General features: G+C 64.3%; 10 protein-coding genes. 2 read left to right on the top strand and 8 right to left on the bottom strand.

Annotation, left to right across the window (positions count from 1 at the left end):
- Positions 1–188: 188 nt before the first annotated feature.
- The 3 genes from AWC18_RS18855 to AWC18_RS18845 all read right to left on the bottom strand — a co-directional run bounded on the left by AWC18_RS18855 (position 189) and on the right by AWC18_RS18845 (position 3,008).
- Positions 189–575 (bottom strand): DoxX-related protein, encoded by a 387-nt coding sequence (locus AWC18_RS18855; protein ID WP_234806593.1) that lies wholly within the window; start codon positions 573–575, stop codon positions 189–191.
- A 26-nt stretch (positions 576–601) separates the two neighbouring features.
- Entirely contained in the window at positions 602–1,900 is a 1,299-nt protein-coding gene (locus tag AWC18_RS18850) for a cytochrome P450 (RefSeq protein ID WP_085139711.1), read from the bottom strand.
- Positions 1,901–2,258: 358 nt separating this feature from the next.
- A complete protein-coding gene (locus tag AWC18_RS18845) occupies positions 2,259–3,008 on the bottom strand; it encodes a hypothetical protein (RefSeq protein ID WP_133055008.1) in 750 nt (249 codons plus the stop codon).
- 370 nt (positions 3,009–3,378) lie between these two features.
- Between AWC18_RS18845 and istA the strand changes: the two genes are divergently transcribed.
- A complete protein-coding gene (gene istA / locus AWC18_RS18840; protein ID WP_109560138.1) occupies positions 3,379–4,614 on the top strand; it encodes an IS21 family transposase in 1,236 nt (411 codons plus the stop codon).
- 2 nt (positions 4,615–4,616) lie between these two features.
- Positions 4,617–5,399, top strand: a complete 783-nt coding sequence (istB, locus tag AWC18_RS18835) for an IS21-like element helper ATPase IstB (RefSeq protein WP_207504739.1) — start codon at positions 4,617–4,619, stop codon at positions 5,397–5,399.
- Positions 5,400–5,765: 366 nt separating this feature from the next.
- Here istB and AWC18_RS18830 read toward each other — a convergent pair whose 3' ends face one another.
- From AWC18_RS18830 to AWC18_RS18810, 5 genes are all read right to left on the bottom strand, one after another.
- Positions 5,766–6,941 (bottom strand): thiolase family protein, encoded by a 1,176-nt coding sequence (locus AWC18_RS18830; protein WP_085139709.1) that lies wholly within the window; start codon positions 6,939–6,941, stop codon positions 5,766–5,768.
- Complete coding sequence (locus AWC18_RS18825) at positions 6,941–7,363, bottom strand: Zn-ribbon domain-containing OB-fold protein (RefSeq protein ID WP_085139708.1); 423 nt, start codon at positions 7,361–7,363, stop codon at positions 6,941–6,943. The genes AWC18_RS18830 and AWC18_RS18825 overlap by 1 nt, the downstream gene beginning before the upstream one ends.
- Complete coding sequence (locus AWC18_RS18820; RefSeq protein WP_085139707.1) at positions 7,356–8,741, bottom strand: aromatic ring-hydroxylating oxygenase subunit alpha; 1,386 nt, start codon at positions 8,739–8,741, stop codon at positions 7,356–7,358. The genes AWC18_RS18825 and AWC18_RS18820 overlap by 8 nt, the downstream gene beginning before the upstream one ends.
- 21 nt (positions 8,742–8,762) lie before the next feature.
- Positions 8,763–9,668, bottom strand: coding sequence for an SDR family NAD(P)-dependent oxidoreductase (locus tag AWC18_RS18815; protein WP_064999424.1), 906 nt, complete (start codon positions 9,666–9,668; stop codon positions 8,763–8,765).
- A 65-nt stretch (positions 9,669–9,733) separates the two neighbouring features.
- Positions 9,734–10,630 carry an enoyl-CoA hydratase/isomerase family protein gene (locus AWC18_RS18810; protein WP_085139706.1) on the bottom strand — a complete coding sequence of 299 codons (897 nt, stop codon included), beginning with the start codon at positions 10,628–10,630 and terminating at the stop codon, positions 9,734–9,736.
- Positions 10,631–10,700: the final 70 nt, after the last annotated feature.

The raw sequence follows: 10,700 nt of genomic DNA, 5'->3' as shown, positions 1-10,700 counted from the left end.
TAACCCACGAACATGGGTGAGTGGGGCCCCGGCCCGCAACCCCCAGCTCAACGCCGACGGTCACCCATACCGTCTAGTCGGCTCCCGTCAGTGGGTCATCGTGACGGCGTCAAGTATGTGGTTTCGGATTCTCCAGGCGGCGTCGTCGGTGGCAGCGGTGGGGGCGGCGCTGACGGCGCGCCAGCTCCTCAACCCCGGCGTAATCGAAACTGGGTAATTGCGATGCAGATCGTCAGATAGGTGATGTAACAGAGGCCGAGGACTCGAGCGTGTCGGCGAGTTCGAGGGATCATCGCGAGGATCCCCAGCATCGTTTCGATACCTCCGTTGATATAGGTGAATGTGCGTGCGCGATCGGGAAATCCAAGACGGTTGAAGGAGTCAAACCGGCTGGGAACGACGAAATGGGCCACGCCAACGATGATGCCGGCGACGCCGTGCGACGGACCCAACTGCAGGACGCGCTTGCCGGTATGGGTCATGTGTGTGTTGTCCTTGCTCTGCGAGATGCCAATAGGTTGTGCTTCAAGCCGCATGCCTCCGGCGCCGCCGGTGACGCCGCATACGGGACTCATCGCAGACTCGTTTCGGTTTCTGGTGCTCACGACGTTTCCAAGCGGATAGGCAGCTTTGTGGGGCCGCGCAACGAACTGTTGGTCGACCAAGATGTTGGTCCCACGGCAGTGATCCGTTCGACCCGGGTGACGAGCTGACGTAGGACGGCTTCGGCTTCCATCCGAGCAAGGGGGGCTCCGATGCACATGTGCGCGCCGTACCCGAAGGCGACGTGCATGCGGGGGTTGCGGTCGACGCGGAATGAGTCGGGGTCGTCAAAGGCGTCGGGATCGCGGTTGGCTGCACCGAACGACAGCAGGACGCGTGACCCCGCAGGGATGGTCACGTCGCCTACAGGGTAGTCGGCGCACGTATACCGGTAGAGATTCTGGATTGGGGAGGTGAACCGCAGCAACTCTTCGATCGCCATCGGGATGACATTCGGATCGGCTCGGAGGCGGTCGTACTGCTCGGGGTAGGTGGCGAACGCGTCGAACATGCCGCCGAGCAGGTTGGTGGTGGTCTCATTGCCGGCTATCAGCAGCAGCACGGCGATGTAAAACAACTGATCGTCGGTGAGGGTGCCGTCAGTGTTGTGTTCCAGTAGCCGCCCCAGAACAGTGCCAGAGTCTTTGAGATGACCGCTGCCGAGTTGAGCCAGCAGGTATCGCCGCAACGCCAAAGCCGCACCGGCCGCTTTGGCCATTCCGACCACTCCGCTCGGGGAGGGGGTGAAGTTGATGATCTGCACGCTGCGCTCGGACCACCGACGAAAGTCGGGGATGTCGGCCTCGGGAACGCCCAGGATGCCGGCGATCACCCGAAGGGGCATCGGGATGGCGAGCTCGGCCACCACGTCGCAACCGGGGTCAGCGATGACGCGATCAACGACCTCCGCCGCAATTGCCTCGGTGATGGCCCGCCAGCTGTCGAGTGCGCGTTTGGTGAATGCGGGCTGCACCTGCTTGCGCAGCCGGCTGTGCTGCTCGCCGTCGGTGAGCACGACCAGATCGGCGGCCATCCGAATGCGGGTGACGCCCTGGCTACTGTTGATGCGGTCGGTGTCGCGAAGTGCCGCTCTCACATCCTCGAGGCGAGTGAGGACCCAGGTAGCCCGTTTCGGGTTGTAGTGAACCCGACCTTCGCGGTGTAGGGACTGGTAGGCCTCGAAGGGTTGGGCTGCGATGGCTGGATCCAGCGGATCGTAAGCAGTGTTGACTGCACCGTGCCAGCCTCTGTGTCCGCGGCGCCGGGTGCGAACCGCACCCGCCACGTTCATGTGTACGGCCGAACTCAAAGGTTTCAAGGTGCTCAGTACGCCACGTGCGCTGAGACTGTTCGCCATCTTTCTGGAGACCCTTCTTCAAGCAGTTGTGGTTGGAGGTGCGGTCACGACACCGCGCCGATGCCGGTGATCCGATGCGACTTCCGGTCATACCGATGGGAGTACCGATTTCACGGCGATCCCTCCCTAAATGCGGTTTGCAGACGGCACATTTGTCACGGTCTCACGACACGGCGCCATCCAAGCCCAAACGGAGATGACAGCGGAGCGGGCAGGGGAATCATTCATCTGATGGGATGTGCAGATCAGTTGACATAATGTACGTTATCGGCGTTACGGGATACCTGCGGGAAGGGCACCGGGCAGCTGTCGACTACGCTTGAAAACGAGGCCAATACGAGGGCCTTACCTCAAACACTCATGGATTCATACCAAGATCGAACACGTACATATCGATGATTTTGGCTCGGGTTAGCCGGTGAACGGTCGGAGCGCCATCAGGAAATCGGACGGTTCGTGATTCTTGGTGTAATTGGTCAATGTCAGCTTGATTCGCCCGATAGAACTCTGACAGCCGACGGAGTCTGGGCTCATCGAGTTGATCAAACGCGACGCGCTGACGCCGCGGAAGATCCTGTTGAATCCTCTGCATTCCCATGCGAAAGTACGTGTCGAACGCCGGCACGCAACCGAACGCCGCGATCATGATCTTGGTGGCAAGTGTCACTCGAACACTAGTTGTTCCACCAAGTGCTAGTTCGCCAACCTCCTTGTACGCCGAGCTAATTCGATCGATCTTGCTCTCGTACTCCGGGAGGTCGATGCTCCTGAGCTCAACTGCGCTATCTCTGACGTACTCGATGAGCGGGACGAAATGAGCCGAGTTCGTATGCTTGAAAAGGTAGGATGATCCGCGATACATGCCCCAGCTGGCCAGGTAGTGGCCCAATACTGCGCAACTCTTCTCGACGTCATCGGTGAGCCGATCATGGTGGTCGATGAAGTAGTTGTAGCAGTGGTCATAGGACTGTGACCGCCCACCGCGGACTCCCTCGCTAAGCGGGCCTCCGGCGAATCTCATAACGCGATCCCGGATGTCGTCCCTGCGAAGCGCGTGAATCACTTGTAGGCCGTTAGGCAGGTCTACGTTTCCGGATGATCTCGCCATAGAACGGACCGTACCCGGCCTTCCGCCACTTTCAACTCTTTCCGCAACTTGTCCGGCACTTCTCGTACCTTCGGGGGTAAATCGCGCCAGACCGGTCCGCTACTAGCTGAGAGCGCCCGGCTTACCGCGCCGCCGCACTCTCCGTAAATCGCGGATCGGACACCTGTGCGGTGCCCGTGCGGATCGCGTGCAGTTGTTCCGATGTTGCCCGCCAGTCGCTGGACCCTTGTTGGTCCGTGCCCGCTCCGGCACATATCAATGGCCGGTCCAGGCTCCAACGGCCCGAGCCTCCTTCTGCGGTGTTGGCGACGGTTGAAATCTAGGCCGGAAGCGACGGTCGAAAAGTAGGCCACCCGATCTGATTGGATGGGTGATCTCCTTGGAGGACTGGGCGTTGATCCGGCATCTGCATCGCAGCGAGGGTTTGTCGCAGCGGGCCATTGCCAAGCGGTTGGGTATCGCGCGTGACACAGTGGCTTCGGCGTTGGCCAGTGATGGGCCGCCGAAGTATCAGCGGGCGCCGGTGGCCTCGGCGATCAGTGCGGTTGAGCCGCATATTCGAGCGTTGTTGGCGGCGTATCCGCAGATGCCGGCGACGGTGATCGCCGAGCGGGTGGGCTGGTCGGGCTCGATCTCGTGGTTTCGGGAGCGGGTGCGTGCCATCCGTCCGGAGTATCTTCCGGCCGATCCGGTTGACCGGCTTGCTCACCCGCCGGGGCGGGCGGTGCAGTGTGACCTGTGGTTCCCACCGGCCAAGGTCCCGGTCGGGTTCGGCCAGCACGCGGCGTTGCCGGTGTTGGTGATGGTGGCCGCGTGCTCGCGGTTCATCGCCGCGATGATGTTGCCGTCGCGGCAGGCGACGGACCTGGTGGCCGGGATGTGGCAGCTGATCTCGGGCAGCTTCGCGGCGGTGCCGCGCGAGCTGTGGTGGGACAACGAAGGCGGGATCGGCCGCCGAGGGCGGCTGACTGACCCGGTCACGGCGTTGATGGGGACGTTGGGATCGCGGGTGGTGCAGCTGAAACCCTACGACCCGGAGTCGAAGGGCATCGTGGAGCGGGCCAACCGGTATCTGGAGACCTCGTTTCTGCCGGGGCGGGTCTTCGAGTCCCCGCAGGATTTCAATGACCAGTTGACGCAGTGGCTTCCGATGGCCAACGCACGCCGGGTCCGCGTCCTCGACGGCCGCCCGGTCGATGCCCTCGCCGCTGATCGGGCCGAGATGCTGGCCCTGCCTGCGGTGCCACCGGTCGTCGACGTGGTGTCCTCGGTGCGGCTGGGCCGCGACTACCACCTGCGGGTGGTCGGCAACGACTACTCGGTCGATCCGACCGCCATCGGTCAACTGGTGCAGGTCCGCACCACCCTGACGCAGGTGACGGTCACCCGGTCCGGGCGTGTGCTGGCCAGTCACCAGCGCTGCTGGGCGGCGCGGCAGACCATCACCGATCCGGTCCACGTCGCGACCGCGGCGGTGTTGCGTCGCCGGTACCAGCAGAGGGCCCACGGAGACGCCCAGGAACATCCGGTGCGGGATCTGGCCGACTACGACCGCGCCTTCGGTGTGGACTTCACCGGTGCCGGCGCTGATGGTGAGGTGGCCTGATCATGGCCGACGATCCGATCAAAGACGTGCTGCACTACGCAGGGGTGCTCAAGGCCCCACGTATCCGCGAGTCGGCGGCCCGACTGGCCGACCAGGCCCGTGAGGGCGGCTGGAGCCACGAGGAGTACCTCGCGGCGGTCCTGTCACGCGAAGTCGCCGCCCGCGAGGCCTCCGGTGCGGCCATCCGCATCCGCTCAGCCGGGTTCCCCGCACCGAAATCGTTGGAGGACTTCAACTTCGACCACCAGCCCGCACTCAACCGAGACCTCATCGCCCACCTGGCCACCAGCGGCTACCTGGCCAAAGCCCACAACGTGGTCCTGCTCGGCCCACCGGGCACCGGCAAGACACATCTGGCCATCGGGCTGGCGATCAAAGCCGCCCAAACCGGCCACCGCGTCGCCTTCGCCACCGCCGTGGACTGGGTCGCCCGCCTCAAAGCCGCCCACAACGCCGGAAGTCTGGCCGCCGAACTGGCCAAACTGCGCCGCATCAAGCTGCTCGTCGTCGACGAGGTCGGCTACATCCCCTTCGAACAGGACGCCGCCAACCTGTTCTTCCAACTGGTCTCCAGCCGCTACGAACACGCCTCGCTGATCCTGACCTCCAACCTGCCGTTCGCCCGCTGGGGAGACGTCTTCGGCGACCAAGTCGTCGCCGCGGCCATGATCGACCGCATCGTCCACCACGCCGAAGTCCTGACCCTCAAAGGCTCCAGCTACCGACTCAAAGACACCGGAATCGACACACTGCCCTCCGCACGGGCAGACAACACGGCACAATAACCACGACCACGTGGCCTACTTTTCAACCGTCGCCACCGGCCGACATTTCGGCCGTCGTCAACACTGCGGCCGGACGGCGCACTTCCGGCGGCAGTGTTCCATTACGTCACTGTGACGTAATGACTTGCGGCGCAGGGGCATTCGACGTCAATGATGAAGGCGCCAGAGGCTCGGTGGTCGGTGACGTGACTGACGTTCCTGTCCTTGGCGTGATGGAGTGTGCGGGTGTTGGCTCCCTGGTGGGCCGTCGTGAGTGTGGTCGGCTGGGCTGATTGGGGATTGTTCCCCACTGAGGCGCGTATGGCACTCCCCTTGTCGCAGAGGGCAACTCGTCAACAAAACGTCACTGTGACGAAATGGGGGTGATCAGCTGGGTCGCAACAGCATCGCGGTCGTCCCGCTGTTGGCCGCGCCCACCCCGACGGCGACCAGATTCAGATCTTCGATCTGGCGACCGTCGGCTTCACCGCGCACCTGCAGGCACGCCTCATGCAGATGGCCGAAGCCGTGCAGCCGGCCGCCCGAGAGTTGACCACCGCCACTGTTGATCGGCAGCTGCCCGGCGAGTGAGATCCGTGCGGGGTCGGCCACGAACTCACCCGCCTCGCCGAATTTGCAGAAGCCGAAGTCCTCGAGCCAACACAGCACGAACACGCTGAACCCGTCGTACAGCGACGCGTATCCCACGTCGTCGGCGGTGAAGTCGGTGCGATCCCAGATGGTCGACCACCGCGAACTGATCCGCGTGATGTCCTCGCCACCTTCCCAACTGAACCGGTCGTGGTGAGCACAGTCCAGCGCCTCGATGGTCACCGCCGGATGGTCCAGGGCGCGGGCATGTTCGGCGCGCGAGATGACGAACGCGGTGGCTCCGTCGCACGGGACGTCGCAGTCGTACATGCACAGTGGCTCTGACACCATGCGTGCATTCAGGTAGGCGTCGGTGTCCAAGGGCTCGGTGTAGATCGCCGAGGGGTTCATCGCAGCGTTGGCCCGCTGGACGATGGCGATCGATGCGAGCTGTTCACGGGTGAGTCCGTGGCGGATCATGCGGGCGCGGATCTGCATGGCTGCGAGGTTGGCGGCCGTGGCTCCGTACGGCAGCTGCCAGCCCAGCATCCCGCTTGGCCGCGCGCCGGCGGATCCGTACCCGCGGCGCCGGCCCGTCCCCTGTGCGGTGCCCTCCCAGATGCTGCGCCAGCACAGCACGTGGTTGGCCAGCCCGCCGGCCACCGCGAGCATCGCATCGACAACCGCACCGAGCTGGCCGGGGGACTCCACTCCCCCTGCCACCCAGTTCGGCCGGATCCCGAGGGCGTCGTGGACTTCCCGCAGCGATGCGCCGGAGAAACCCGGCCCTGCCTGCGAGGCACCGGGATACGTGGTCAATCCGTCGATGTCGGCCAGGGTGAGGCCGGCGTCTTCAACGGCAGCCAGGCACGCCTGCGCGGTGAGCTCCAGCGGATCACCGCCGAGTCGTCGGCCGATGGCGGACTGTCCGATGCCACTGATGACGACGTGGTCAGTCAACGGTGAGGCCATCAGAGGTCCGGCTCGAAGACGGGGATGTACACGTCGTCGTCATCGGCGTGGTGTTGCTCGAACGACACCCGCACCGGCAGCCCCGCGACCACGTCACCGGCGTCGACGTTGACCAGGTTGGTCAGGACCCGAACGCGCTGATCCTCCACCGGGTTCACAAACGCCACGATGTAGGGCGGGGTGAACCCCGGCAGGAACGGGTGCTCGTTGACGGTCCACGATTCGACAAGCCCCCGGCCGCTGAGCGCGACGTATTCCGTCGCACCGTGGTCATGGGGGCAGCGCAGGGCCGGCGGGTGAATCAGACGCCGGCAGTCGACACACTGCTGCAGGTGCCACACACCGTCGGCGCCGGCGGTCCAGTACGGCCGATTCAGACCGGTCAGTTCCGGGACCGGCCGTTGAATCGAGGTGTCAGCCATCGTCACCGTCGCCGAAGATGAAGCGGTCGGCGATCGTGTGCTCGTTGCGGATCGACATCTCCTGCGCGGTGTTCAACCAGAGTCCGTCGAAACCCTTGGAGTGCATGCCCGCGTGGATGGCGGCGATGTTCTCCAGATCCTGGGTGGGTAATTCACCCCAGCCGTCGTGGTCCTGCCAGCGGTCGAACTCCTGCCAACTGGTCTGGGGAACATCTCCGGGAGCGAAGTGTTCGAGTGTGAACATCTCGAAGATGCATTGGTTCGGGTCCTGCGCGTCAGGCAGCATTCGATACCCGAGCAGGCAGGACTTCTCGACCAGGATGACCATCGTCGGAAAGATGTGCCAGTCACCATTGCCGGCGAAGTACTGCTCCATCGACATCCGGGGAAAGTCGACACCCTCGGCCAGCGCCAGTTCCTCGCACATCTGGTGATACAGCACGAACGGCGGGACATCGCTGGGCTCCATGGTCGCCAGCTTCTGGGCCGCCCGGTAGTCGCGCTCGGTGACCAGGGCGTTGACGCCCAGGTAGTTGTACTGCATCGCGTTGGCGAAAACCTCCGGGCGTGATGCCTGCTCGTGTCGCCCCTTGTCGCGCTCGGCCGTCTCCGGGCGCTGTGTGTAGATGAACCTCGAGTGGTTACGGTAGGTGATCGTCGGAGTGTAGGGCGCGTACGCATACTCCTGGGGTTGCGCGGGCTCGGTGCTGGGCCGCGGAGTCCGCGCGGTACGCAACGTCTGCGGGTGCGTTCCGGGTGTGTGGTAGCCCTCGATGAACGCATCGATCACGGTTTTGTAGTTGGCCGGCAGCGGAGTCCGCTTGCGCCAGCGGAATCGCATGTCCTCCAGGCGAAACGGCGCCAGCGCGGTGGGCAGCGGATCCAGCCACGCGAGAAGGTCCGGAGGATCCTCGGCCATGCTGACGAACACCCAACCACCCCAGGTGTCCACGTTGACCGGGGTCAGCCCCCACTGCTCACGAGGCCGGGAAGCGAACTCCTCACGGCACGGCACGAACGACGAGCGCCCGTCGAGTGCGTAGCGCCACCCGTGAAACGGGCATCGCAACTCACCGTCACCGGCGGTCCCGCAGTCTTGGACCACCTTCATCCCCCGGTGGCTGCAGCTGTTGTAGAAAGCCTTGATGTCACCGTTCTTTTGACGTACTACGGCGATGGACTGCCGGCCGACGCGGTACTCGTAGAAACTGCCCGGTTCCGGAATCTCCTCCTCGCGACAGGCGGTCTGCCACACCTGGGTGAACAGCCGGTCGAGCTCAAGTTGGAGGAATTCGGGGTCGATGTACCGGCTCTTGGGGACGAACGTCTCACCGCAGGCATACTTCGGCGGCACGCGCTGGTTCGTCAGATCGGTCATCGGGCTCCTCCTCCGTCAGGCTCACTTGGCAGGTGGCTTGTCGAAGATGTTGGGCCACAGGACAGCCTCCTTGAACGACGTCTCGATCTCGGCGAACGCGGTGGGAATGTCCCAGGTGCCGGTGGCGGAGACGATTTCGCGCTCGACGACCGGATTGGACATCAGGCTGATCCGGCCGTTTCCGGCGAAGATGACCCGACGATTCAGCCACTCCGACTGCGTACTGGCCAGGTACACCACCGGGGGTGCACAGTTCTTGGGCGACAAGCGCGTGTTCGAGTCGGAGTAGTCCATGCTGCCGCCGCCCTTGATGCCCTGGGTCATCCGGGTGCCGGCGATCGGTGCGATCGCATTCGACGTGACGCCGTAGTTGCGCAGCGCGTTCGCGCACGAGAACGTGAGTCCGACGACGCCCATCTTCGCGGCCGCGTAGTTCGGTTGGCTCGGTGCGCCCTGCAACCCGGACATCGACGTGAAGTTGATCAGCCGGTACTGCCCGCCCCGGTTTGCCCGCCACCAGGCCGCGGCGTGGCGGGTGATGTTGAATGTCCCCTTGAGATGGACGGCCACCACGGCGTCCCAGTCCTCCTCGGGCATCTTGAAGACCATCCCGTCGCGCAGGATTCCCGCCGCGTTGACCACGACATCCAGGCCGCCGAGAGTCTCCGCAGCGCGACCGATCAGGTCCCCGGCCGCCTGGAAATCGGTGATGTCGGTGACGTCGGCGTACGCCTTTCCACCGCGGGCGTTGATGGCGGCGACCACCGCCTCGGCCGGGCCCGCGTCACGTCCGGTGCCGTCGACCGCGACTCCGGCATCCGACACCAGGACGGTCGCGCCCTCATCCGCCAATGCCTCCGCCACGGCCGCACCGATCCCGCGTCCCGCGCCGGTCACCAGCGCCGTGCGTCCCTCTAGAACACCCATAGACCGCTCCTCACCACACTCACCATAATAGACATAAGTACATAATGTGTTCAGATGTTCTACACCTAATCGAAGCCCCATTCCGAATAGCGGCGCTCCAGCTCGGTCAGGGCCTCCCGGCCACCTCTTATCCCGCGCTCCTTCATAAAGTTGAACTCGTCTTCTCGCCACGACAGGTTGCTGAAGACGCTGTGCGCCATGGGAACCCAGTCGCCGAACTGCGCCATGCCGACGGCGTTCCAGAACGTGATCAGGCCATGCTTGCCGACCATCAGCCCATCCGCGGAATGGTGGGCGATGGCACGCGCGTAGCGCAGCGCCTCGTCCCGAAGCCCGTCGGGGGGCACCACGGACGCCGCCACGCCCCAGTCGCGCAACTCGGCAGCGCGGACTTTGCGGCCGGTGATCATGGCCTCGTAACCCCGGTTAGGCCCCAGCTTCAGCAGGATGAGCGGCATCGCTGTGGAGAAACCGGCAAAACCGATCCGGGCCTGCGGGCGCGCCAGGTACATGTCGTCGGCGACAACCAAGATGTCGGCGGCCAGGGCAAGATTCATCCCGGCGCCCAGAGTGGCACCCTGGCAGGCGGCGATCACCGTCTTGGGGAACTCCAGCCAGTTCGTCAGGTGCCGATGCAGTCGGCGCGCGTTTCCCATCCGTGCGGTCTGCGGCAGCCGGCCACCCTTCTTCAGGCCGGCCTGTTCCACAGGCAGTCGCCGCACATCGTCACCGCTGCTGAAGTCCTTGCCCTCAGCGGCCAGGATGACGACCTTGACCTCGTCGTCGGCCTCTGCGCGGTCGAGATGGCGTTTGAACAGGCCGTGCATGTCCGGCGACAGGATCGCGTTGCGCCGGTCGGGTCTGTTGATCGTGATCTGTGCGATGTGCGGTTCCACGACGTCGTAGCGCACCCAGTCCTCGTCGACCTCGAATTCGTCCGCTGCCTGCTCCCCAGTTCCCACGGCTCCTCGATTCCAACACACATGGACAAGACATCTGAACAGATTGCGCCTAAGTGTTACATGGATGGTA

Origin of the sequence: Mycolicibacter nonchromogenicus (genome assembly GCF_002101775.1) — a bacterium.
GTDB classification, from domain to species: Bacteria; Actinomycetota; Actinomycetes; order Mycobacteriales; family Mycobacteriaceae; genus Mycobacterium; species Mycobacterium nonchromogenicum.
The sequence above is the reverse complement of the archived record's forward strand: the minus strand, read 5'-3'. Positions and strand labels throughout refer to the sequence as shown.